Origin of the sequence: Novosphingobium sp. Gsoil 351 (genome assembly GCF_009707465.1) — a bacterium.
Classification (GTDB): Bacteria; Pseudomonadota; Alphaproteobacteria; order Sphingomonadales; family Sphingomonadaceae; genus Novosphingobium.
Genome location: NZ_CP046120.1, coordinates 577,906 through 599,917 on the forward strand (window position 1 = coordinate 577,906; position 22,012 = coordinate 599,917).

A 22,012-nucleotide genomic window follows, 5' to 3' on the forward strand; every position below is an offset into this window, starting at 1 on the left:
CACGAATGGCCGACCCCGCTCCCTCGACTGCTGCAACCGTCGAAAATCCGCCGCAATGGCTCGATGGGCTGAACCCGCCGCAGCAGGAGGCGGTGCTCACTACCGAGGGTCCGGTGCTGATGTTGGCCGGGGCCGGCACCGGCAAGACCGCGGCACTCACCGCGCGTCTGGCACACCTCGTCCGGTCGCGTCTCGCCTGGCCGAGCGAAATTCTGTGCGTCACCTTCACCAACAAGGCCGCGCGCGAGATGCGCGAGCGGGTCGGCCAGTTGATCGGTCCGGCGGTGGAGGGAATGCCTTGGCTTGGCACCTTCCATTCGATCGCGGCCAGGATGCTGCGCCGCCATGCCGAGCTCGTCGGCCTCCAGGCGAACTACACGATCATCGACACCGATGACCAGATCCGCCTGCTCAAGCAATTGATCAGCGCCAACGACCTCGATGAAAAGCGCTGGCCCGCGCGGCAATTGGCGGGCCTGATCGACCGCTGGAAGAACCGCGGGCTCAACCCCGGCGATCTTGATGCGGTCGAGAACGAGCTCTACGCCAACGGCAAGGGCCAGCAGTTCTACCGGCTCTATCAAGACCGTCTGAAGGCGCTCAACGCCTGCGATTTCGGCGACCTGACGCTGCATATGCTCAACATCTTCCGCCGCGAGCGCGACATTCTCGAACAGTACCAGCAGCGTTTCAAATACGTGATGGTCGATGAGTATCAGGACACCAACGCGGTCCAGTATCTGTGGCTGCGGCTGATTGCGCAGGCGCGCAAGAATATCTGCGTGGTCGGCGACGATGACCAGTCGATCTATTCGTGGCGCGGCGCGGAAGTCGCCAACATCCTGCGCTTCGAAAAGGACTTCCCGGGCGCGAAGGTGATACGTCTTGAACAGAACTATCGCTCTACCCCGGACATTCTCGCCGCCGCATCCGGCCTGATCGATGCAAATAGCCAGCGGCTGGGCAAGACGCTGTGGACCGAGCGCAATTCGGGCGACAAGGTCCGCGCGATCGGGGTGTGGGACGGCCCCGAGGAAGCGCGCCGCGTGGGCGAGGAAGCCGAGGCGCTGATCCGCGACGGGGTGAGCCTCAACAATATGGCGATCCTCGTCCGCGCCCAGTTCCAGACCCGTGAGTTCGAGGACCGGTTCATCGCGATCGGGCTGAACTACCGCATCGTCGGCGGCTTCCGTTTCTACGAGCGCGCCGAAATTCGAGATGCGCTCGCTTATCTGCGGGTCATCGCGCAACCCGCCGATGACCTCGCGTTCGAGCGCATCTTCAACACCCCCAAGCGCGGGCTGGGCGACAAGGCTCTGGAGACCCTTCATCGCACCGCGCGAGGCCGGGGCATCCCGCTCGCAGCCGCCGCGCTGGAGGTTTGCGATTCCGACGAACTGCCGACCCGCGCGCGCAACAGTCTGGCGATACTGATGCGCGGCCTCGCCCACTGGCGCGAGGTGGCGCAGACGCTGGTACCCGCCGAACTGGTCCGCACGACCCTCGACGAAAGCGGCTATACCGGGATGCTCCAGGCCGAAAAAAGCGCGGACGCGGCGGGGCGGCTCGAGAACCTGACCGAGCTCGCCCGCGCGATGGAGGAGTACGAGACGCTTGGCGGGTTCCTCGAACACGTCAGCCTGGTCATGGATAACGACGCCGACGCCGACGCCGACAAGATCACGATCATGACGATCCACGCCGCCAAGGGGCTGGAGTTCGACTACCTCTACCTCGTCGGCTGGGAAGAAGGCGTGTTCCCCAGCCAGCGCGCGCTCGACGAGGGCGGGCTGGCCAGCCTCGAAGAGGAGCGCCGCCTGGCCTACGTCGCGATCACCCGCGCGCGGCTGCGCTGCACGATCTTTCACGCCGCCAATCGCCGCATCTACGGTCAGTGGACCAGCTCGATCCCCAGCCGATTCATCGCCGAAATGCCCGCCGCGCATGTCGAGCACGAAACCACCCTGAGTGGCGGCGCGTCGCTGTGGCGCGCCCAGTTCAGCGAGAACGACGATCCCTTCGCCAGCGTCGCCCGTAACCAGCCGTCGCGCATCATGACCCGAGGCCCCGGCTGGCGGCGCGCGGTCGCCACCGGCTATGACACGACGCCCAAGCGGATCGCCGAACCTGGCCGCAGCGCCGCGAGCTTCGCCGCCAAGCCGCGCACCGACATCGCCATCGGGATGCGCGTGTTCCACGACAAGTTCGGCTATGGCGCGGTGATCGACCAGGAAGGGAACAAGCTGGAGATCGAGTTCGAAACCGCCGGGCGCAAGCGGGTGATCGACAGCTTCGTCAAAGTGGCGGATTAGGCGAAGCAACGCCGATCAACCAATCCGCAAGGTTTCCCGACTAGGTCGCATTGACGGTCTTCTCATGCCGTCCGGGGGAACACATGGCTGAACTGATCCGCTGGACCGAGCGCCTCTTCCTGCTTGCGCTATCCGCCGGCGTCGTCGCGCGCATCGCGCCGCGGGTGATTGACCATCCCCAATTGGCGATTTTCCTGCTTGCGGAGCTTTTGGGGATGGTGCTGGTGCTCATCCAACGCCGTGGTGAGTGGTCGAGTGATGCCTATCCGCTGTTGGTCGCGTTCGTCGGGACCGGCGCAGTGTTGCTGGTCGTTCCGGATGGATCCCAACTGATCCCCAACGCGGCTTCGGCCGTGCTAATCTTCGGCGGTGCGTCAATTTCGTTGGCCGCCAAAGTGTTTCTCGGTCGCAGTTTCGGACTGGTCGCCGCCAATCGGGGAGTCAAATTCGGCGGCGTTTACCGCCTAGTCCGACATCCGATGTACCTCGGCTACATCCTCAATCAGGTCGGGTTCTTGATGTTATATTTCTCCCCGTGGAACATCGCGGTCTATGCGGTGGCCTGGACCGCGCAGTACTTGCGCACGGTCGAGGAAGAGAAGTTCCTCCGCCGCGATCCTATATATCGCGAATATGCCGAGCGGGTGCGATTTCGCCTCGTACCGGGAATCGCCTGACACGCCTCGCTTAGCCCAGGGACTGGGCGAGGAAGCCCGGCACTGGTCCATTCCAGCCTTCGTCCGACATCTCCTCGACCAGCGCGGGCTCGCGCGGCGCGGGCGTGGGCTTCGGCGCAACCGCTTTCTGTGCGGGGGCCGAACGTTCATCGCGCGAAACACGCTCGGAACGAGAACGCGGCGCGTGGTCCTCTCGGCGTGGCCGGGGCGTAGGGTCGTCTTCGCGCAGCTGCTCGGACGCGGCCCCAGGCGCCTTCGCACCCCGCTCGAACACCGGAATCTTGCCGCCGGTCAGCTTCTCGACATTGTCGATCGCCTCGGCATCCTCGGGCGCGACGAAGGTGAAGGCGCGGCCCTTGGCGCCGGCGCGTCCGGTGCGGCCGATGCGGTGAACGTAGTCGTCCGGATGCCACGGGGTGTCGAAGTTGAACACATGGCTGACGCCCTTGACGTCCAGCCCGCGCGCGGCGACGTCGCTGGCGACGAGGATGCTGATCGTCCCGTCCTTGAACCGGGCGAGCTCCGCGTTGCGCGAGGCCTGATCCATATCGCCATGGATTTCGCCCGCCGAAAAGCCGTCCTGCTTAAGGCTCTTGGCCAATTCGCGCACCGTGGTCTTGCGGTTGCAGAAGACGATTGCGGTAGAAACATCGTCGGTACGCAAAAGGTCGCGCAGGACGTCGCGCTTGGCGCGGCTCTGCACGGCCACCTTGAACTGGACGATGTTCTCGTTGCGCGAGGCCGGTCGGGCGACTTCGATGTACTTCGGGTTGGAAAGGAAGCGGTCGGCCAGCTTCTTGATCGGCGGGGGCATCGTGGCCGAAAACAACAGCGTCTGGCGTTGCGCCGGCAGCTTGGTGCAGATCGTCTCGATGTCGGGAATGAAGCCCATGTCGAGCATGCGATCCGCCTCGTCGATCACCAGCATGTTGCAGCCGGTGAGCAGGATCTTGCCGCGCTCGAAAAGGTCCATTAGGCGGCCCGGGGTGGCGATCAGCACATCGACGCCGTCCTTCAGCGCCTTGACCTGATCACCCATCTGCACGCCGCCGATCAGCAGCGCCATTTTGAGATCGTGATTCGCCCCGTACTTGACGAATTCCTCGGCGACCTGGGCGGCCAGCTCGCGGGTCGGTTCGAGGATCAGGCTACGCGGCATCAGCGCGCGACGACGGCCATGGGCGAGAATGTCGATCATCGGCAGGACGAACCCGCCGGTTTTGCCGGTGCCCGTCTGGGCGATGCCGATGATGTCCTTCATCATCAGGATGCTGGGGATCGCCTGCGCCTGGATCGGCGTGGGCGTGTCGTAGCCCTTGCTGGTGACCGCCTGAAGCAGTTCGTCTGACAAGCCGAGATCGGCGAATTTCATGCAATAGTCCGAAAATAGAGACGCGCGGAGGGCGGGTTGCCGGGGGTCCGCGCATGGCTCCTGCTGCGGTGCAGCGAGGCGACCCGGCGCTAAGCCGAAAGTCCGGCGAAAGTCAAGGAAACCCTATTCGTCGATGGCGACAAGCCGGCGCAGCCGGCTGAGCGAGCAGCTTGCCCCGCTGCGCGAATGGATCAAGTCGCGATCGACGCACAATTGACCGTCGCCGTTGCGCTCGAGGTAGAACCCCGAATAGAAATCGCGCGCGCGGCATGCCTTTTCGAGGCTCGCGCCAATCATCCTCTGGTCGCGCATGAACAGCATCAGGCGGTCGTCGCCGCCGATCTGGACTCCCGCGATCCCGGCGACGGAGACGCACTTGCCGACCTTCTTTTCGCGAAAACGCGTCGCGAGCGGAGCCTGAGGCAGAGCGGCGAGCATTTCGCGGGTCGCGGCGAAAGGCGTGATCCGGATGATCATCCGCTGTTCGATCCGGACCTGCCGGGCCGGGTCGGCACGGAACGCGTCGGCGATGTCGTTCCACACGGCGCGACCTTCGGGCGCGGCGATCTGAGCGGGAAGCGGCAGCGACGCGAACGACCATTCAATCGTCCATTCGCCCGGCTCATGAACCTCCGGCGGGTTCTCGCCCAGTCCTTCGGACGGCGGCGCCTGCGGGGCTGCGGCGGCCAGAATCAGCGGTAGAACAAAGGCCATCAACGAGGACATGAAGAGGTGCGCTCGGCTCCGGCTGGACGCGCCCGTCGGGTGCGATGGACAACGCTGCGGCATTGAGATAGCCGCCGCGGTTGAATGTCCGCTTAACCTCGTTTCTGCAAGGGCCTAGCGCCTGGACATGGCGGCGTGGCATAGGCGGGCCATGAGCGAACCCGCCGCTTTCCTCGACCAGGCCAGCGCCCTCCTGGGGGAGCGCGGGTTGAGCCGCGACCCCGAGTTGATCCAGCCGTGGCTAACCGACTGGCGCGGGCGGTTCACCGGGCAAGCCCTGGCGCTGGCCTCGCCTGGCTCGACTGCCGAAGTCGCGGCGCTGGTAGCACTCTGCGCCAGCCACCGCGTGGGCATCGTCCCACAGGGCGGCAACAGCGGGATGTCGGGCGGAGCCACTCCCGACCCCAGTGGCACCCAACTGATCCTCTCGCTGCGGCGAATGAACGCGATCCGCCCGATCGACGTCGCGGGCCGTCAGGTCGAGGCTGAAGCCGGGGTAATCCTGGAAACCCTGCATCACGCCGCGGAAGCGCAGGGCCTGCGCTTTCCGCTATCGCTGGGGGGCAAGGGTTCGGCCACAGTGGGCGGGCTGGTCTCGACCAATGCCGGCGGTACGCAGGTGCTGCGCCACGGTTCGATGCGCGCGCTGATCCTGGGAATCGAGGCGGTCCTGCCCGATGGCCAGGTGTTCGATGCGTTGACCCCGCTCAAGAAGGACAATCGCGGGTTCGATCTCAAGCAGCTTCTGATCGGCTCCGAAGGGACACTGGGGATCGTCACCGCCGCAACGTTGCGGCTGGTCCCCGCGGTGGCCGAGCGCTCGGTGATCTGGGCGGGTCTCGCTTCGATCGCCCAGGCCCGCCAACTGCTGCTCCATTGTCAGGCCAGCGAAGGCGAGGCTCTCGAAGGGTTCGAGGTCATGCCCGGCCACTGCCTCGATTCGGTGATCCGCTTCCTGCCCAACGCCCGTGGGCCGCTCGGCGGCAAGCATGCCTGGCACGCGCTGATGGAACTCGATGCCGGGCAGGCCGACGCGGCAACGCTGGCCGATCGCGCCGAAGCGATGATCGCCACGGCCTTCGAGGCGGGCTTGATCGAAGACGCAACGATCGCCGCGAATGAAACCCAGGCCGAAGCTTTTTGGCAGCTTCGCGAAATGGTGGCCCCCGCCGAACGCGCCGCCGGCCCTGCGGTCCAGCACGATATCAGCGTCCCGCTCGAGGCCGTGCCCGGCTTCGTCGACGCGACGGTTCGCGAAGTCGAGGCTCGGTTTCCCGGCACCCGCGCGGTCGCGTTCGGGCACCTTGGAGATGGCAACATCCACTTCCACGTGATCGCCCCGCCCGACACGGAAAACTCCGCCTGGCAGGATGGCGAGGGCAAGACCATCAGCCGCTTCGTCCACGATGCCGTCGCGCGCTGGCATGGCTCGATATCTGCCGAGCACGGCATCGGCCAATTGAAGCGCGACGAACTGCGCCGGTTGGGCGACCCGGTCGCGCTGCACCTGATGGCCACGGTCAAGCACGCGCTCGATCCGCACGGGATCATGAATCCGGGCAAGCTTTTGTAGCCCTCGCACGTGCTTGCGCCACCCCGGCTTAATCCTTAAGAGCGCCGCTTTGCCGCGCCGCCGACCCCGGCAGCGCCCGGTTTCATTTCGCGGAGAGAATTTCATGGCCAGCGCGCCGCAGCCCAACCTTCCCCTGTTCTACAAAGACCTGATGCCGCTCAACAGCCGCGATCACGGTACCTGGCGCGCACGCAGCATGGACAGCGCGCCGTGGCTGGTTGGTCAGCACGCGATCCCGCTGACGGTCGAGGAATTTCCGCAAGCGCAGCGCCACTTCCCGATCATCTTCGCAAGCGGCGAGAACCCGGTGCCGCTGGCGCTGATGGGCCTCAACGAGGGCGTCAACGTGTTCGTAAACGAAGACGGCAAGATCGACACCCCGATCTACCTGCCCGCCTATGTCCGGCGCTATCCTTTTCTGCTCGCCAAGCTGACTCCCGAAACCCAGGAATTGTCGCTGTGCTTCGATCCGTCGAGCGACCTGGTCGGTGATTTCTCCGACGGCGAACAGCTTTTCGAGGACAACCAGCCGAGCCAGTCGACCCAGAACGCGCTTAACTTCTGTGAGAGCTTCGAACAGGCCGGACAGCGTACCGGCGCGTTCATCGAGGAACTCCAGAAGCACGAACTGCTCATGGAAGGCGAAGTGGCGATCCAGCAGGACGGCATCGAGCAGCCGTTCGTCTATCGCGGCTTCCAGATGGTCAACCAGGAGAAGCTCAAAGAGGTCCGCGGCGACGTGCTGCGTGGCTGGAACCAGAGCGGGCTGCTGCCGCTGATCCACGCCCACCTGTTTTCGCTCGACCTGATGCGCGAAATCTTCTCGCGCCAGCAAGCGCTGGGCAAGGGCCCCGCAATTCCGGCCCCGCAAGTTACCGCTGCAACCGTCAACTAAGCAACGTCGCCCGGCAAAAGCTTCAAACAGCGGGATATTTTTTCCCGAACGAACTCTTGTCAGGCATGAATTGCGGGCCTATCTTGCAGTAGTTCGGCTGGCGCTCCCCTCATGGCCCAGTCGGATTTGGTGCACGCGAGTGCACCTCCTCCCTGAACCTTGGCCACCTGGTGCGATTGCACCAGGTGGTTTTTTATTGTCCCTGCGTGTTGCCAGGGTGCGCTTGGGCTGGCCTTGCCGCGCACTACTCCGCGGCCATCGGCCAGACCCCCGCCCCATTGCCCAGCAACGCGACTTCGGCGGCGAGGCGGCGGACCAGCGTGGCAAGCAGATCGGCGGTTGCGGCGAACCCCGGCCCGCGCTCGCGAAGGCTGGCGTCGAGATAACTGCGCCGGTCGACCTCGAGCTGAAGCGCATGAAGCCCGCGGCGCGGTGCGGCGTGGCGATCCAGCGCGTAGCCGCCAGCGTAAGGACGATTGTGCGCCGCGCGCGCGCCGGCCTCGGCGAAACAGGCGAACGCAGTGGCGACCAGGCCGCCGTCGCTGGTCGCGCCGAAACGGTCGCCGACGACGAACTCGGCCGCCGCATTGGCTCCGGCGCGCTCGCCCAGCGGGGGCATCGAGTGGAGATCTAGCAACAGCGCGGCGCCCCAGCGATTGCGCAGACCGGCAAGCTCTGCGGCGACGCGGGCGTGGTAGGGGGCGTGGATTCCTGCGATCCGGGCTTCCAGCTCGGCATGATCGAGGCGGCCGCGCCAGACTTCGCCCAGTCCCGGCACCCGCCGCGGAATAAGGCCCAGTCCGCTGCGCGCGCGCCGTCCCGGCGGCGGATGCGTGGTGCGCATCGCGGGCCGTCCGGCGATCATCTCCCAATCGACATCGTCAGCGGCGCGGTTGAGATCGAGCATCGCACGCGGAGCGTGCGCGACGACCAGCGCCGCCCCGGTCTGCGCCGCGACCGCGCTGCCGAGTTCGTCGACCAGCCGATCCTCCAGGCGCAGCGCCGCCCGCTGCGGCTCGCGCATCGCCGAGGTGAGCGCGGGGGGATAGATCCGCCCGGCGTGCGGTACCGCGATAAGGACGGGGATCGGCGAAGCGGCGCTGGCGTGGATCGCGAACGCGGGTGCGCCCGCCGCTCCCGGTATTTCGCCCCCGAAGCTGAGCGAGTCGGCGGATGAGACGGCAAGTTCCATTCATCGACAACCTGTCCGGCTAGAGCACGGGTGTCAAAGCGGGTTGTGCGAATTGGACCCAGGCTACGGCATCGAGGAGCATTTTTGCGGCAGAATTTTAACCCGACGGGGGCTATGGCCTTGCTCCACCCGCCGGAACGCGGACCAGAAAGGCAGACATGATCCGGATTCTCGTGGCCGAAGACGAAGAAGCGATGCGCGCCTATCTCGCGCGCGCGCTGCAGAACGCAGGCTACGAGGTGGTCGCGGTAGATCGCGGCACGCATGCCCTGCCTTACCTTCAAAACGAGCACTTCGACCTGCTGCTGTCGGACATTGTCATGCCCGAGATGGACGGAATCGAGCTCGCCCAGCGCTGCGCAGAGGTCAGCCCGGCGACCAAGGTCATGTTCATCACCGGGTTCGCCGCGGTTACGCTCAAGGCCAACCGCGAGGCACCGCAGGCGAAGGTTCTGTCAAAGCCGTTCCACCTCAAGGACCTGGTCATGGAGGTCGAGCGGGTGTTCGGCAGCGAGTCTGCGATCGGGAGCCGGTGACCATGCGATTCTGGCCGCTTGCCAGCACACGGGAGCCTCGTTAAAGGCGCTCCCCTGCCCGCTGCTGCGGGCCGCCGGATGGTGCGGGCGTATAGCTCAGTGGTAGAGCACTATGTTGACATCGTAGGGGTCGCAAGTTCAATCCTTGCTACGCCCACCATCGCAAAAGGCCCCGGAATTCCGGGGCCTTTTTCGTTTGGCGATCAGGTGCCCGTCCAGTTTGGCTTACGCTTTTCGGCAAAAGCGGTCGCGCCTTCGCGGGCGTCGTTGGTCATGAACAGATTGCCCAGCACCTCGTTCTGCTTGTCCCACATCTCGCTGTCGGACCAGTGGAACGAGTTGCGCACCACTTCCTTCGACTTGATGATCGCCAGCGGGCCGTTTTCGACGATCCGCCGCGCCAGTTCCTTCGCGCCTTCGAGCGACGGGCCATCGACCACGCGATTGACGAAGCCGAGTTCGTAGGCGCGCCGGGCGTCCATGAAATCGCCGGTCAGCGCCAGTTCCATGGCGATCCGCGGCGGAATCTGGCGGGGTAGCTTGATCAGGCCGCCTGCCGCCGCCGCGAGGCCCCGCTTGACCTCGGGAATGCCGAATTTCGCGCCGGCATTGGCAACGATCAGGTCGCACGAAAGCGCCAGTTCCATGCCGCCCGCCAGGGCGTAGCCATCGACCGCGGCGATCACCGGCTTCTTCGGGGTCCATTGGCTGAGAGCGCCGAAGCCGCGCCCTTCCACCGTGGGCCGCTCGCCCCGCAGGAAGCCCTTCAGATCCATTCCCGAACAGAACGTGCCGCCGGCGCCGGTCAGGATCGCCACGCGCAGATCGTTCTCGGCCTCGAGCCGGTCCATCGCCGCGCTGATGCCCTCGGCGGCGGCCTTGCTCATGGCGTTCTTGGCTTCGGGGCGATTGATGGTGACGATGAGAATCCCGTCGTCCACCTCGGTCAGCGCTTCGCTCATTGCCATCTCCCAGTCCTTTAATCGTGCGGTTAAACGACTTGCCGTCAAGGGCTCGCGCTGTCTAGCCCGAGATCGGCTCGCCGCCGCCTTGCGCGGCGGTCCACCCGTGCTAAGAGGCCTCGGGTTCCATCTCCCCGGGGGCGAGTTCGACATGGCGAAGATCAAGGTAAAGAACCCCATCGTCGAGATCGACGGCGACGAGATGACCCGGATCATCTGGCAGTGGATCCGCGAGCGGTTGATCCTCCCCTACCTCGACATCGAGCTCAAGTATTACGACCTTTCGGTCGAGAACCGCGACGCCACCGCCGATCATGTCACGGTCGAATCCGCCAACGCGATCCACAGGTATGGCGTCGGGGTGAAGTGCGCGACGATCACCCCGGACGAAGGCCGGGTGAAGGAATTCAACCTCAAGCGGATGTGGAAGAGCCCCAACGGCACGATCCGCAACATCCTGGGCGGCGTGGTCTTCCGCGAACCGATCGTGATCAGCAACATCCCGCGGCTGGTGCCCGGATGGACCGATCCGATCGTGGTCGGCCGCCATGCATTCGGCGACCAGTACAAAGCGACCGATTTCGTCGTTCCCGGCCCCGGCAAGCTGCGCCTGGTGTTCGAGGGCGACGACGGTACGGTGATCGACGAGGAAGTGTTCCAATACCCCTCGGGCGGTGTAGCGCTCGCCATGTACAACCTCGACGATTCGATCCGCGATTTCGCGCGCGCCAGCTTCAACTATGGCCTCGGGCTCAAGTGGCCGGTGTACCTGTCGACCAAGAACACCATCCTCAAGGCCTACGACGGGCGTTTCAAGGACCTGTTTCAGGAGGTGTTCGACACCGAGGGCTTCAAGGAACGGTTCGCCGAGGCGAAGATCGTCTACGAGCACCGGCTGATCGACGACATGGTCGCCTCCGCGCTCAAGTGGAGCGGCAAGTTTGTGTGGGCGTGCAAGAACTACGACGGCGACGTCCAGTCGGATACTGTCGCGCAAGGGTTCGGCAGCCTGGGCCTGATGACCAGCGTTCTGATGAGCCCCGACGGCAAGACGATTGAGGCGGAAGCCGCGCATGGCACGATCACCCGCCACTATCGCCAGCACCAGCAGGGCAAGGCGACCTCGTCCAACCCCATCGCCAGCATCTTCGCCTGGACCCGCGCGTTGATCTACCGCGGCCGCTTCGACGGTACCCCCGAGGTGGTCAAGTTCGCCGAAACGCTCGAGCAGGTTTGCATCGAGACGGTCGAGAGCGGCGCGATGACCAAGGATCTGGCGATACTGATCGGTCCCGACCAGACGTGGATGACCACCGAGCAATTCTTCGAGGCGATCGTGAACAACCTCGAGGAGCGAATGGGGGCCTAGCCCCGAGGGCTCCTCACATGCTCCTGCCGAATACCGTGCCCAATGAAATAGCCCGGAATCCTGCGTAGGGGCGGGAATCGATCGAGCAGCCGCATCGCCAGCGGCGGTTCTTCGGGCATTTTCATCGTCCCCTCGATCAGCGGCTTCAATACGCGTTCGTGGATCGTGCGTTGCGCGCCCTGGATCAGCCGGGTCGGCAGCATCCGCCGGCCTTGAACACGGTGGAGCAAGCGGTCGGTGTCCTCGCAGCCACGCAGCGCCAGCGCGAGTTCGTTCGCAGCGCAAACCGCGTCCTGGATCGCCAAGTTGATCCCGATCCCACCGACCGGGCTCATCGCGTGCGCGGCGTCGCCGATCGCGAGCAGGCCGGGCTTATGCCAGCGGGTCAGACGGTCGAGCGAAACCGATAGCAGGCTGACCTTGTCCCAATCGGGCAGCGCCGCTTCGAGATCGCCGAGATCGGGTGCGGCGGCGCGCAAGTCGTCGCGGAAAGCGGCGATGCCGCGCGCCTTGATCGCCTCGCCGCCGCCCTTGGCGATCACGAACGCGCACTGCCAGTAGTCGCCGCGGTCGATCAGCACGATCAGCCGGTATCCGCGCACGGCGCCGCGCAGGCCGGATGCCGACCCGGGCGGCTTGGGCACCGCCACCCAGAACACGTCGATCGGCGAACCCAGGCTTTCGAGCGGAAGAACCTTTCGTACGATCGAATCGCGCCCATCGGCGGCAATGGTCAGCGTGGCGCGGATTTCCTCGCCGCTTGCCAGCCGCACCCCGGAAACGCGCCCGGCTTCCTCCAGATACCCCGCGACCGGCGCCTCCATCCGCAAGCGGAAGGCGGGGAACGCCGCCGCCTCGTCACGCAGAAAATCGAGAAAGTCCCACTGGGGCATCATTGCGATGAACGGGGCGGGCATCCTGAGGTGGGTAAGGTCGCCGATCTTCATCGGCTGTCCGTTCCAACTGATTTCCGCGCCCTCGATCCGGGTGTGCGGGCGTTGGAGGAACCGCCCGAGCAGGTCCAGCTCGGACAGGATCTCCATCGTCGAGGGATGAACCGTGTCGCCGCGAAAATCGCGGAAGAAGTCAGCGTGTTTTTCGAGCACCGTCACCGGCACCCCGGCGCGGGCGAGGAGAAAGCCGCACATCATCCCCGCGGGTCCGCCCCCGGCAATCACAACCCTTCGGACCGAGTTCGACATGCGTTTGCTATGCACCCCGGCCGCCTGCCTCTCAATCGCAAGAATTCGCTTTCCTACGGCGATCGACAACGAGTAACCTTTTTGGCTATGATTTTTCCTCGAAGTGAACCAATCTGCAGCCGCGGAAGGCCGGGTGCCGAAAGTCACACCGCGTGGCGCGCAAACACCCGGGGTCGCTGGCGAAAAGCGGGAAAGTCACATCTTTTAACCCGGCGTTTTGCGGTCCACCGCGGCGCACGACTGCGTGACAAACGCGCCGCGTCCGGCCACACGTAAACAATGGCCGGAGAAATCGAACACACCGCCGCACTAAGCGACGCGCTGGTCATCCTCGGTGCCGCCGGGCTGGTGATCCCGGCGTTCGCACGTCTGCGGATCACACCGGTCATCGGGTTCATCCTGATCGGAATGCTGGTCGGGCCCTATGGCCTCGGCTCGCTGGTCGGGCAGTATCCGTGGCTTTATCACATAACGATCAGCAACCCGCAGGCGCTCGCTCCATTCGCCGAGTACGGAATCATTCTGCTTTTGTTTTCGATCGGGCTCGAGCTCTCGTTCAACCGGCTATGGGGGATGCGGCGGCTGGTGTTCGGGCTGGGTGCAATGGAGTTGCTCGTCTCGGCGGCGCTGATAGCGGCCGCGCTGCTGGTCCTGGGCACGACGTGGCAGGCGGCGCTGATCCTGGGCCTTGCCATCGGCTTGTCCTCGACCGCCCTGGTGCTGCCGATCTCGGGCACCCAATCTCCGGTCGGCAAAGCTGCGCTCGCGATGCTGCTGTTCGAGGACATCGCGTTGGTCCCGATCATCTTCCTGACCGGCGCGATCGCGCCCTACGCGGGAGAGGAAGGCTGGGGACCGATCCTGAAAACGCTCGGCTGGGGCGCGCTGGTGATCGGCGCGATGCTGGTGGTTGGGCGATACGCCCTGCCCCGGCTGTTCGCGCAGGCCGCACGGACCAAAAGCCCCGAACTGTTCCTCGCCGCCAGCCTGCTGGTGGTGATCGTCGCCAGCCTCGCCACCGGCGCAGTTGGGCTCAGCCCGATTATGGGCGCGTTGCTCGCCGGACTGCTGATCGCCGAGACCGAATATCACGGCGAGGTCGAGCAGATCACCGCGCCGTTCAAGGGCCTGGCGCTCGGGGTGTTCCTCCTGACCATCGGCATGGGAATCGACTTTGCGTTCGTTGCCGAGCGCTGGGCCGGACTGCTGGCGGCGATCAGCGCAGTGATCGTCCTCAAGGCCGTCGTCACCGCCGTGCTGCTGAAACTGATGGGTGCGGGCCGCGGCACCGCGACCGAGACCGGCATTCTGATGTCTAGCCCGTCCGAAACCACGCTGATCGTGCTCACCGCGGCGCTGGCAGCACGGTTGATCAACACCGAGGCCGCGCAGTTCTGGCAGGTCGCCACCGCCATCGGGCTGACCGTGACCCCGCTGATGGCCTGGGGTGGCCGCATTCTGGCAAAGCGGCTTGAGGGTGGCGCGCTACCCCCGTCCGACGCGTTGATCGACGATGCCGAAAGGCATGCAGTGCTGATCGGTTTTGGCCGGGTCGGGCGACTGATCGGCGAAATGCTGAACGAGCATGGCCAGCGCTTCGTTGCGATCGATTCCAACCCCGGAATCATCCAGCAGGCCGCACGCGAGGGCTTCCCGGTGATCTATGGCGACGCGGTGCGTGGGCGGATGATGGATCGACTGGGACTCGACAAGGCGCAGGCGCTGGTGATCACGATGGACGAGCCGGTGGTCGCCGCGCGGATCGTCAAGAACAGCCGGCAGCGCTATCCCGATCTCCCGATCATCGTGCGAGCGCGCGATGTGGCGCATGCTGCCGAGCTCTATCGCCTGGGAGCGAGCCATGCGGTGCCCGAGACGCTCGAAAGCTCGCTGCAGCTCAGCGAGGCGGTGCTGGTCGACATCGGCTTCGCGATGGGTCCGGTGATCGCCTCGATTCACGAAAAGCGCGACGAGTTCCGCGCGCAGATCCAGCACGACGGCGAGTTGGCCGAGTTACCCAGGTTGCGCAGCAGCAAGCTGGTCGACCGAAAGCCGTTGCCTTCGGGCGGATAGGCGCGCACCATTGTCGAAACCGGGCGCACTTTCCAACTCATCGACGGAGGGTCCGATGGCGACCTTGGCAGCCGACCCGTTATCGCGACCGCACGCCGCCGCGCGTGATCGCACCTTCCTGGGGCTGGCGATTGTCTCCCTGCTGATCGCGGTGCTCGGTTTCACCCCGACGTACTGGTCGCAGCTGCCCGCGGGGACCACGGACGTCACGCCCCTGGTTCATCTCCACGCCCTCGTTTTCACAGCCTGGCCGCTGCTGCTGGTCTCGCAGGCCGTGCAGATCGCCCGCGGACGGGTGAAGCACCATCGCCTGTGGGGAATGGCGGGTATCTCGCTGGCGACGATGCTGCTGCTCGTCGGGATCGCCACCGCAGTCGCCGCCATGTCCACCCGGCTCGCCCATGGCGAAGGCGACGCGGCGCGAGCGTTCCTGATCGTGCCGTTCACCGGGGTCAGCGTGTTTTACCTTTATTTCATGGCCGCGGCGTTCAACTTCAACCGCGCCGACTGGCACAAGCGGCTGATCATCGTAGCGACCAGCTCCGTGCTTCAGGCCGCGATGGCGCGGTTCTTCTTCTTCGCCAAACATGGTGTTGGTCCGGGGATGCGGCCGACTTCGTTCCCCGTAGCCCCGCCAACCGGGCCGCTGGTGGGATCGCTCCTACTCGATCTGCTGCTGATCTACGGAATGGCCGTCGACTGGCGGCGCGATGGGCGGGTCCACCCGGCGTGGCTGTGGGGCTTGGGCGGACTGCTGATCGTCCAGTTCGGACGCGCTCCGTTCAGCCACACCGCGGCGTGGCTCGGGTTCGCGGATTGGCTGACGCGGTTTGCCTAGGCATAGTTGTCCGGCCTCGGCTCGAACACCGACCAGCCGGTGGCCTGGGTCAGGCGTTCCAGCGCCAGCGAGCCGAGTTGCGAGTTGCCCTTCTCGTTGAGTCCGGGCGACCATACCGTGATCGAGGCGATGCCGGGCGCGACCGCGAGGATGCCCCCGCCGACCCCCGATTTCCCCGGCAGACCGGTGCGGAAGGCGAACTCGCCGGAGTTGTCGTAGTGTCCGCAGCTCATCATCAGCGCGTTGATCCGCCGCGCGCGCTGCGAAGTGACGACGTTCTGCCCAGTCGAGGGGTTGCGCCCGTCGTTCGCCAGATAGCGTCCTGCCAGCGCCAGCTGATGGCACGACATGGCCAGCGCGCACTGGTGGAAATAGACGCTGAGCGTATCTTCCACCGCGTGGCGGATGTTGCCGAACGAACGCATGTAATAGGCGAGGGCGAAGTTGCGGAAGCCGGTTTGGTGTTCGGCGTGAGCAACCGCCTCGTCGATCGCGATGCTCTCGTCGCCCGCCAGGTTGCGGACGAAGCGAAGCAGGTTACCGATCACCTCGTTCGGCCGGAACCGGCCCAGCAGGATGTCGGCGACGACGATCGCGCCGGCGTTGATGAACGGGTTGCGCGGAATGCCGCTTTCGCTCTCGAGCTGGACGATCGAGTTGAACGCGCTGCCCGAAGGCTCGCGCCCCACCCGCCGCCACAGCTCGTCGCCCAGTTCGCCCAGCGCCAGGGTCAGCGCGAAGACCTTGGAGATCGACTGAATCGAGAACGGCTCCTCGGCGTCGCCGCCCAAGTGGCAGGTCCCGTCGGCCAAGACCACCGCAATGCCGAATTTGCTCGGCGGGACGCAGGCCAAAGGAGGAATATAGTCGGCGACCTTGCCGCGATCGGGCGCGGCCTTCATCTCGGCGGCGATGGCAGCGACAATGCGATCGAGTTCGAGCATGGCGCAGCTTCCCTGACAGCGGCCAGCGCGATGTTCCACGGCCTGCGCGGCTTGTATAGTCCGGAGGGAACGAGGTGGGGGTGGTTCTGTTGCCCGGCCCACCCCCGGGCCGCTGGAATCCGTTCTGTTGCCCGGTCGGTCCAACCGCGCTTTAGCTTTGTAATTTCAGGCCGTTAGGCCGTCAGGTTACGCCGCGAGAGCGAGTGCTTCATTGTCATTGGCACTTGTGGGTTTTGAGCCTTTAACGGGTTACTCAGCCCGGAAGAAAATACCGCTTTTCAATACACGTCGATCCTGGTTCGGCCCCGTCAGAACCTCCGCCGAAGCGAAGGATTTGGTGGAGCCGCCGGGTACTGCCCCCGGGTCCGCTGCATCTATTGCACGGCACAATTTATCCTCATAGCCGGGCGAACCCGGCACGAAGACATATAGGCGTTCGGCAATTAATGTGAAGTGACTGCTTTTTCTTGCCCTCTCCCCCTTGAAGGGGGCGGGAAACTCAAGCGCGCCGTTTCAGCTCGTCCCGGATCTCGCTAAGCAGTTCGACTTCGCTGGGCCCGGCCGGCGCCGCTTCGGGCGGGGGCATCGCCTTGTTGGCGGCTTTGACGATCAGGAAGATCACCCACGCCAGGATCACGAAGCTGATCAGCGCGCTGACGAAGCTGCCATAGGCCAGCACGTTGGCTCCGCCCTTGCGCGCCTCCTCCAGGCTCAAGCCCGGCGCCGCGCTGCCGCTGAGCACCACATACTTGTCGGTGAAGTCGAGTCCGCCGAAGACCAGCCCAACCACCGGCATAATCAGGTCGTCGGTCAGCGAGGTCACGATCTTGCCGAACGCCGCCCCGATGATCACGCCGACCGCAAGATCGAGCACGTTGCCGCGCGCGATGAACGTCTTGAATTCCTGCACCATCGACATCGCACATTCCCCGGTCAACTCGCGTCCCACGATCAGTCTCGGATCAACCGCAGGCAACGTCAACCGCGCCAGAGCGTATTGCTCGCATAAAACACCTTGAACACAGGCCCCATCCCGCTATCTTCCGCGGCGGTCCGGCATCTGCCGGGAACGGTCCCCGTGGAGTTCACGCACACCATGTCCGCTTCGATTTTCAGCCGTCTCGGCCGCTTCACCCTGGTCATCGCCGCCGCTGCCGGGCTGTCGGCCTGCGGTATCAACACCGTCCCTACCGCCGAGGAGAACGCCAAGGCCAAGTGGGCCGACGTCGAGAGCGCCTACCAGCGCCGTGCCGCGCTGATCCCCAATCTGGTCGCCACCGCCAAGGGTGCGGCGGCGAGCGAGACCACGATCCTGACCAACGTGACGCAGGCCCGCGCCAACGCCACCGCGATCAATATCACCACCGACGATCTCAGCGATCCCGCCACGTTCGAGAAGTTCCAGAACGCGCAAAACCAATTGACCCAGGCGTTGGGCCAGTTGCGCTCGGTGGTGGAAAACTACCCGACGCTGCAAAGCCAGGCGCGGTTCGCCGACCTGATGAGCGCGCTCGCCAGCACCGAGGACCGGATCGACGTTTCGCGCACCCGCTACAACCAGGCGGTGCAGGAATATAACACTACGATCCGCACCTTCCCCGCGGTGATCGCGGCCAAAGTGATCTACGGCGCCAAACCTTTGATCCCGTTCAAGGCGGAGGCCGGCGCCGAGACCGCGCCGACGGTGGATTTCGGCGTTCCGGCCGCCCCGGCGCCTGCCGCCAACGACAACGCGCAACCCGCTACGCCGGCTTCCACCGCCGCCGCCCAGTAAGCGGTAGGAATGCCGCAAATGGTTGCGCTGTTGCGCATCTGGTTCGCATTCGCCGTCGCCGTCCTGATCGGCAGCACGGCGAGTGCGGCCATTCCCCCTCGCCCCGCCGGCCCGGTTTTCGACCAGGCCGACATCTTGCCGCCAGCTGAGGAAGCGGCGCTCGACCAGAAGTTGCGCGCTTACAACGCCAGCACCGGGCGGGCGGTCATTGTCGCGACGGTCACCTCGCTCGATGGACTGGACGAGGTAACTTACGGGCAGCAATTGGCAGAGGCCTGGGGCATTGGCGGCAAAGAGACCGAGCAGGGCGTGCTCCTGCTGGTAGCGCCCAAGGAACGGCGCGTCCGCATCGCCACCGCGCGGGGAGTGCAGTACGACGGTTTCAACGACATTCTGGCTGCGCGGATCATCCGCGACACAATCACCCCCCGGTTCAAGGTGGGCGACTTGGCCGGAGGCATTGCTGCCGGGGTCGATGCGATCATCACCGATCTCAACCGCACGCCCGCTGAGGCCAAGGCTATTGCCGAAGCCGAGGCCGCGGCCCACGCGCAGGGTTCGTCCGATGGCGGAAGCGGTATAGGTGGGTTCATCTTCTGGGCGTTCATGATCATCGTGTTCATGGCAGTATTCGGCCGGGGCGGTCGGCGTGGCCAGCGCTATGGCCGCGATGGCGGAAGCAACCTGCCGATCATCCTATGGGGTGCCAGCGAGATCGCCCGCGGACTTTCGCAAGGTTCGAGCAGCGGAGGTGGCTTTGGCGGCGGCGGTGGTGGCGGCTTTGGCGGTTTCGGCGGTGGAGGCGGCGGCTTCAACGGCGGCGGCGCCTCGGGGGGTTGGTGATGACGGTCACCATGCTTTCCGAAGCCGACCACGACCGGGTCAGCGCCGCGGTTTCCGCGGCCGAAGCGCGTTCGGCTGGTGAGATAGTGACGATTGTGACCGACCGTTCGGACGGCTACTGGGACGTCGCGCTCGCCTGGGCGGCGGTAATCGCGGCGACCGCGCTGCTGGCGCTGTCGCTTGCCCCAGCCTTCTACCTCGGGCTGATCGACCGCATGACCGGGGCCTGGGCCAACGAATGGACCCACGGCGAGATTTTCGCGGTCGCGCTCGGGGTCGCGACACTAAAGTTCCTCGGGATGCTGGTCATCCAGTTGTGGCAGCCGCTTAAGTTCTGGCTGATCCCGTCGCCGGTCAAATCGCGGCGCGTGCTGGCCCGCGCAATCACCTGCTTTAAAGTCGGCGCCGAGCGACGCACCCATGGCCGGACAGGCATCCTCATCTACCTGTCGATGCGCGAACACCGCGCCGAGATCGTCGCCGACGCGGCGATCACCAGCAAGGTCGCGCCCGAGGTATGGGGCGAGGCGATGGCCGCGATGCTTCCTGAGATCAAAGCCGGGCGGATCGCCGACGGCATGATCGCCGCGATCGGGCGAGTCGGGGCGGTCCTTGCCGAACACTTCCCGCGCGCCGAGGACGACACCAACGAGTTGCCTGACAGGCTGATCGAAGTGTGAACCGACGGTTCTCAGCTCCGCTCGTGTCCAACGAATTCGAGGTGCGTTGCGCGATACCCAAGGTTGTCTGCGATCCCTCGACTTCGCTCGGGATGAGCGGGATGGTTGGGTGAACGAGCCCGAAATCATAGTCTGGCAGGGCCGCTTCGTTGTCGCCAAGACGCGGGGCAAGTGGGAATACGTCAGCCGGGCGCGCAACATCCGTGCGGCGGTGATCCTGGCAGTCGAGGACGGGCATGTCCTGCTGGTCGAACAATTCCGCGTTCCCTTGGACCGCATCTGCATCGAACTGCCCGCCGGCTTGATCGGTGACGATGACGGTGGCGAGAACGAGAGCGCGGAAACCGCGGCGGGCCGCGAGCTGGAAGAGGAAACCGGCTATCGCGCAGCGCGGATGGAAACCATCGGCGAGTTCTGGTCTTCGCCCGGCATGGTCACCGAAAGCTTCACTCTGCTGCGCGCCAGCGGGCTGACTAAAGTCGGCCCGGGGGGTGGGACTGCCGGCGAGAACATCACCGTCCATCGCGTGGCCCTGGCCGGACTCGAGGATTTTCTTGCCACGCAGCGCGTCATGGGCAACGCCATCGACGTGCGGCTGCTGACATTGCTGGGGCCGAAAATACTCCGGGAGAGCTGACATGACAGGCAGGGTTGCGGGCAAGCTGGCGCTGGTCACCGGCGCGGCGCAAGGTCTGGGCGCTGCCAGTGCGGCGCTGCTGGCGCGCGAGGGCGCCAAGGTGCTGTGCACCGACATAAACGCGGAAGGCGCGCAAGCCACCGCCGCTGCGATCAACGCCGAATGCGGCGCGGGCACCGCGTTTGCGCAGAAGCTCGACGTCACCAGCCCCGAAGACTGGAAGGCGGCGGTGGACGTCGCGCGCACCGCGATGGGCGGGCTGTCAGTGCTGCTCAACAACGCCGGGATCGGGGTGCGCGGGAACATCGAGACCTGTACGCTGGAGGAGTGGCGGCGCGGGTTCGCCGTCAACGTAGAAAGCGTTTTCCTCGGCTGCCAGACCGCGATTCCGCTGCTTAAGGACCACCAGCCGGGCTCGATCATCAATATCAGTTCGATCGCCGGGCTCATCGCCAGCGACACCATGCCCGGCTACAACGCCAGCAAGGCGGCGGTGTGGATGCTGTCGAAATCGGTCGCGCTGTATTGCGCCAAAAACCGGTGGGACATCCGCAGCAACACCGTCCACCCAACCTTCATCGATACTCCGATCCTTGATGGAATGACGAAATCGACCGGACATCCCAAAGAGGTGATCATGGAGAAGTTGGCGCGACAGATCCCGCTCAAGCGCGTCGGCGAGCCCAGCGACGTGGCGAACGCGGTGCTCTACCTCGCGAGCGACGAAAGCCGATTCATGACTGGGGCCGAGGTCAAGCTCGACGGCGGAATCAGCGCCATGTGAGCAGCGCTCAGCGCGGCGCGACCCAGCGTTCGGCGGTGCGCTCTACCGCCATCACTCCGGGATAGGGGCGACACAACAGGCCTGCTCCACCGGGTGGGCCATCGAGCCAATCGGTCCAGTCTTCAGGCTGGAGGATCACCGGCATGCGGTCGTGAACATCGGCGACGTGGATGCAGGCCTCGGTCATGATCATGGAAAAGACCAGACCCCACTCCGCGGTGTTCCGCCAGATTCCTGCGACCGCGAAGACCGGCTGGCCCGGCAGGCGGAACCAGGTGCGAGTCTTGCGCCCCCGCTCGCCCTCGGCCTCTGCGAACTCGCTCACCGGAATCAGGCAACGCCGTTCCTGGAAGCTATGGCGCCACATGAAGTTGTCGAGTTTGTCGGCGCGGGTATTGTTGACCGGACGCGGTTTCGCCCCAGGTCGGGCGTCCTTGAGTTTCAAGGGAAAGCCCCAGGCCATCGAGCGCAGCTCATCGGCTGCCACGACAAGCCCGGGATAGCCGGGATAGATCTCGTCAGGAGTGTTGCCGATGCTTCCCAACGGAACGCCGAATAGTCGCGCAACCTCGTCGCGGGCCTTGGTCATGCGATAGAGGTTGCACACGGTCGTTCCGCCTTGA

General features: G+C 65.2%; 21 protein-coding genes, 1 tRNA gene and 1 other RNA gene. 14 read left to right on the forward strand and 9 right to left on the reverse strand.

Annotation, left to right across the window (positions count from 1 at the left end; all coding sequences use genetic code 11):
- The first annotated feature begins 5 nt into the window (after positions 1-5).
- Positions 6-2,312, forward strand: a complete 2,307-nt coding sequence (locus GKE62_RS02735; RefSeq protein ID WP_154690904.1) for an ATP-dependent helicase — start codon at positions 6-8, stop codon at positions 2,310-2,312.
- A gap of 83 nt (positions 2,313-2,395) precedes the next feature.
- Entirely contained in the window at positions 2,396-2,989 is a 594-nt protein-coding gene (locus GKE62_RS02740; protein ID WP_154690905.1) for an isoprenylcysteine carboxylmethyltransferase family protein, read from the forward strand.
- A gap of 10 nt (positions 2,990-2,999) precedes the next feature.
- Here the strand turns inward: GKE62_RS02740 and GKE62_RS02745 are convergent, their stop codons facing one another.
- On the reverse strand, positions 3,000-4,361 hold the full coding sequence (locus tag GKE62_RS02745; protein ID WP_154690906.1) for a DEAD/DEAH box helicase: 1,362 nt from the start codon (positions 4,359-4,361) through the stop codon (positions 3,000-3,002).
- 123 nt (positions 4,362-4,484) lie between these two features.
- Positions 4,485-5,075 (reverse strand): hypothetical protein, encoded by a 591-nt coding sequence (locus GKE62_RS02750; protein ID WP_154690907.1) that lies wholly within the window; start codon positions 5,073-5,075, stop codon positions 4,485-4,487.
- 163 nt (positions 5,076-5,238) lie between these two features.
- Here GKE62_RS02750 and GKE62_RS02755 point away from each other — a divergent pair, with 163 nt between their 5' ends.
- Positions 5,239-6,660 carry an FAD-binding oxidoreductase gene (locus GKE62_RS02755; RefSeq protein ID WP_154690908.1) on the forward strand — a complete coding sequence of 474 codons (1,422 nt, stop codon included), beginning with the start codon at positions 5,239-5,241 and terminating at the stop codon, positions 6,658-6,660.
- Between the two features lie 103 nt (positions 6,661-6,763).
- Positions 6,764-7,555: a SapC family protein gene (locus GKE62_RS02760; protein WP_154690909.1), complete on the forward strand. Its 792-nt coding sequence runs from the start codon at positions 6,764-6,766 to the stop codon at positions 7,553-7,555.
- Between the two features lie 244 nt (positions 7,556-7,799).
- Here GKE62_RS02760 and GKE62_RS02765 read toward each other — a convergent pair whose 3' ends face one another.
- Positions 7,800-8,747: an N-formylglutamate amidohydrolase gene (locus GKE62_RS02765; protein WP_154690910.1), complete on the reverse strand. Its 948-nt coding sequence runs from the start codon at positions 8,745-8,747 to the stop codon at positions 7,800-7,802.
- Between the two features lie 158 nt (positions 8,748-8,905).
- On the opposite strand from GKE62_RS02765, the gene cpdR reads away from it, so the two are divergent.
- Together cpdR and GKE62_RS02775 are read left to right on the forward strand one after the other, a co-directional pair.
- The gene (gene cpdR / locus GKE62_RS02770) at positions 8,906-9,283 is read left to right on the forward strand and encodes a cell cycle two-component system response regulator CpdR (RefSeq protein ID WP_154690911.1); all 378 of its coding nucleotides are present in this window, start codon (positions 8,906-8,908) and stop codon (positions 9,281-9,283) included.
- A gap of 85 nt (positions 9,284-9,368) precedes the next feature.
- Positions 9,369-9,443, forward strand: a tRNA-Val gene (locus GKE62_RS02775).
- 43 nt (positions 9,444-9,486) lie between these two features.
- On the opposite strand, the gene GKE62_RS02780 is transcribed toward GKE62_RS02775, so the two are convergent.
- The gene (locus GKE62_RS02780; protein ID WP_154690912.1) at positions 9,487-10,251 is read right to left on the reverse strand and encodes a crotonase/enoyl-CoA hydratase family protein; all 765 of its coding nucleotides are present in this window, start codon (positions 10,249-10,251) and stop codon (positions 9,487-9,489) included.
- Between the two features lie 145 nt (positions 10,252-10,396).
- Here GKE62_RS02780 and GKE62_RS02785 point away from each other — a divergent pair, with 145 nt between their 5' ends.
- Positions 10,397-11,614 carry an NADP-dependent isocitrate dehydrogenase gene (locus GKE62_RS02785; RefSeq protein WP_154690913.1) on the forward strand — a complete coding sequence of 406 codons (1,218 nt, stop codon included), beginning with the start codon at positions 10,397-10,399 and terminating at the stop codon, positions 11,612-11,614.
- Here GKE62_RS02785 and GKE62_RS02790 read toward each other — a convergent pair.
- Positions 11,611-12,816 (reverse strand): FAD-dependent oxidoreductase, encoded by a 1,206-nt coding sequence (locus GKE62_RS02790; protein ID WP_154693524.1) that lies wholly within the window; start codon positions 12,814-12,816, stop codon positions 11,611-11,613. The two genes, GKE62_RS02785 and GKE62_RS02790, sit on opposite strands and share 4 nt — an antisense overlap.
- 279 nt (positions 12,817-13,095) lie before the next feature.
- On the opposite strand from GKE62_RS02790, the gene GKE62_RS02795 reads away from it, so the two are divergent.
- Together GKE62_RS02795 and GKE62_RS02800 are read left to right on the forward strand one after the other, a co-directional pair.
- Positions 13,096-14,889 carry a cation:proton antiporter gene (locus GKE62_RS02795; RefSeq protein WP_154690914.1) on the forward strand — a complete coding sequence of 598 codons (1,794 nt, stop codon included), beginning with the start codon at positions 13,096-13,098 and terminating at the stop codon, positions 14,887-14,889.
- 55 nt (positions 14,890-14,944) lie between these two features.
- A complete protein-coding gene (locus tag GKE62_RS02800; protein ID WP_154690915.1) occupies positions 14,945-15,727 on the forward strand; it encodes a hypothetical protein in 783 nt (260 codons plus the stop codon).
- Here GKE62_RS02800 and GKE62_RS02805 read toward each other — a convergent pair.
- The 3 genes from GKE62_RS02805 to mscL form a co-directional block, all read right to left on the reverse strand.
- A complete protein-coding gene (locus GKE62_RS02805) occupies positions 15,724-16,671 on the reverse strand; it encodes a glutaminase (protein WP_154690916.1) in 948 nt (315 codons plus the stop codon). The two genes, GKE62_RS02800 and GKE62_RS02805, sit on opposite strands and share 4 nt — an antisense overlap.
- A gap of 113 nt (positions 16,672-16,784) precedes the next feature.
- Positions 16,785-17,128, reverse strand: a transfer-messenger RNA (tmRNA) gene (gene ssrA / locus GKE62_RS02810).
- 42 nt (positions 17,129-17,170) lie between these two features.
- Positions 17,171-17,584, reverse strand: a complete 414-nt coding sequence (gene mscL / locus GKE62_RS02815) for a large conductance mechanosensitive channel protein MscL (RefSeq protein ID WP_154693525.1) — start codon at positions 17,582-17,584, stop codon at positions 17,171-17,173.
- Between the two features lie 183 nt (positions 17,585-17,767).
- Between mscL and GKE62_RS02820 the strand changes: the two genes are divergently transcribed.
- From GKE62_RS02820 to GKE62_RS02840, 5 genes are all read left to right on the forward strand, one after another.
- Positions 17,768-18,445, forward strand: coding sequence for a LemA family protein (locus GKE62_RS02820; RefSeq protein ID WP_154690917.1), 678 nt, complete (start codon positions 17,768-17,770; stop codon positions 18,443-18,445).
- An 18-nt stretch (positions 18,446-18,463) separates the two neighbouring features.
- Positions 18,464-19,288 (forward strand): YgcG family protein, encoded by an 825-nt coding sequence (locus GKE62_RS02825; protein WP_154690918.1) that lies wholly within the window; start codon positions 18,464-18,466, stop codon positions 19,286-19,288.
- Positions 19,288-19,968 (forward strand): TPM domain-containing protein, encoded by a 681-nt coding sequence (locus tag GKE62_RS02830; RefSeq protein ID WP_195908566.1) that lies wholly within the window; start codon positions 19,288-19,290, stop codon positions 19,966-19,968. The genes GKE62_RS02825 and GKE62_RS02830 overlap by 1 nt, the downstream gene beginning before the upstream one ends.
- A gap of 109 nt (positions 19,969-20,077) precedes the next feature.
- Complete coding sequence (locus GKE62_RS02835; RefSeq protein ID WP_154690920.1) at positions 20,078-20,605, forward strand: NUDIX hydrolase; 528 nt, start codon at positions 20,078-20,080, stop codon at positions 20,603-20,605.
- Position 20,606: 1 nt separating this feature from the next.
- On the forward strand, positions 20,607-21,389 hold the full coding sequence (locus GKE62_RS02840) for an SDR family oxidoreductase (protein ID WP_154690921.1): 783 nt from the start codon (positions 20,607-20,609) through the stop codon (positions 21,387-21,389).
- A gap of 7 nt (positions 21,390-21,396) precedes the next feature.
- On the opposite strand, the gene GKE62_RS02845 is transcribed toward GKE62_RS02840, so the two are convergent.
- Complete coding sequence (locus GKE62_RS02845) at positions 21,397-21,996, reverse strand: SOS response-associated peptidase (protein WP_154690922.1); 600 nt, start codon at positions 21,994-21,996, stop codon at positions 21,397-21,399.
- Positions 21,997-22,012 lie beyond the last annotated feature (16 nt).

Coding starts and splice junctions, on each gene's coding strand:
- GKE62_RS02740 (WP_154690905.1), top strand. CDS start 2,396: ATGGCTGAACTGATCCGCTGGACCGAGCGCCTCTTCCTGCTTGCGCTA.
- GKE62_RS02800 (WP_154690915.1), top strand. CDS start 14,945: ATGGCGACCTTGGCAGCCGACCCGTTATCGCGACCGCACGCCGCCGCG.
- GKE62_RS02840 (WP_154690921.1), top strand. CDS start 20,607: ATGACAGGCAGGGTTGCGGGCAAGCTGGCGCTGGTCACCGGCGCGGCG.
- cpdR (WP_154690911.1), top strand. CDS start 8,906: ATGATCCGGATTCTCGTGGCCGAAGACGAAGAAGCGATGCGCGCCTAT.
- GKE62_RS02785 (WP_154690913.1), top strand. CDS start 10,397: ATGGCGAAGATCAAGGTAAAGAACCCCATCGTCGAGATCGACGGCGAC.
- GKE62_RS02750 (WP_154690907.1), bottom strand. CDS start 5,075: ATGGCCTTTGTTCTACCGCTGATTCTGGCCGCCGCAGCCCCGCAGGCG.
- GKE62_RS02830 (WP_195908566.1), top strand. CDS start 19,288: ATGACGGTCACCATGCTTTCCGAAGCCGACCACGACCGGGTCAGCGCC.
- GKE62_RS02735 (WP_154690904.1), top strand. CDS start 6: ATGGCCGACCCCGCTCCCTCGACTGCTGCAACCGTCGAAAATCCGCCG.
- GKE62_RS02745 (WP_154690906.1), bottom strand. CDS start 4,361: ATGAAATTCGCCGATCTCGGCTTGTCAGACGAACTGCTTCAGGCGGTC.
- GKE62_RS02795 (WP_154690914.1), top strand. CDS start 13,096: ATGGCCGGAGAAATCGAACACACCGCCGCACTAAGCGACGCGCTGGTC.
- GKE62_RS02790 (WP_154693524.1), bottom strand. CDS start 12,816: ATGTCGAACTCGGTCCGAAGGGTTGTGATTGCCGGGGGCGGACCCGCG.
- GKE62_RS02755 (WP_154690908.1), top strand. CDS start 5,239: ATGAGCGAACCCGCCGCTTTCCTCGACCAGGCCAGCGCCCTCCTGGGG.
- GKE62_RS02765 (WP_154690910.1), bottom strand. CDS start 8,747: ATGGAACTTGCCGTCTCATCCGCCGACTCGCTCAGCTTCGGGGGCGAA.
- GKE62_RS02780 (WP_154690912.1), bottom strand. CDS start 10,251: ATGGCAATGAGCGAAGCGCTGACCGAGGTGGACGACGGGATTCTCATC.
- GKE62_RS02825 (WP_154690918.1), top strand. CDS start 18,464: ATGGTTGCGCTGTTGCGCATCTGGTTCGCATTCGCCGTCGCCGTCCTG.
- GKE62_RS02760 (WP_154690909.1), top strand. CDS start 6,764: ATGGCCAGCGCGCCGCAGCCCAACCTTCCCCTGTTCTACAAAGACCTG.
- GKE62_RS02820 (WP_154690917.1), top strand. CDS start 17,768: ATGTCCGCTTCGATTTTCAGCCGTCTCGGCCGCTTCACCCTGGTCATC.
- GKE62_RS02805 (WP_154690916.1), bottom strand. CDS start 16,671: ATGCTCGAACTCGATCGCATTGTCGCTGCCATCGCCGCCGAGATGAAG.
- mscL (WP_154693525.1), bottom strand. CDS start 17,584: ATGGTGCAGGAATTCAAGACGTTCATCGCGCGCGGCAACGTGCTCGAT.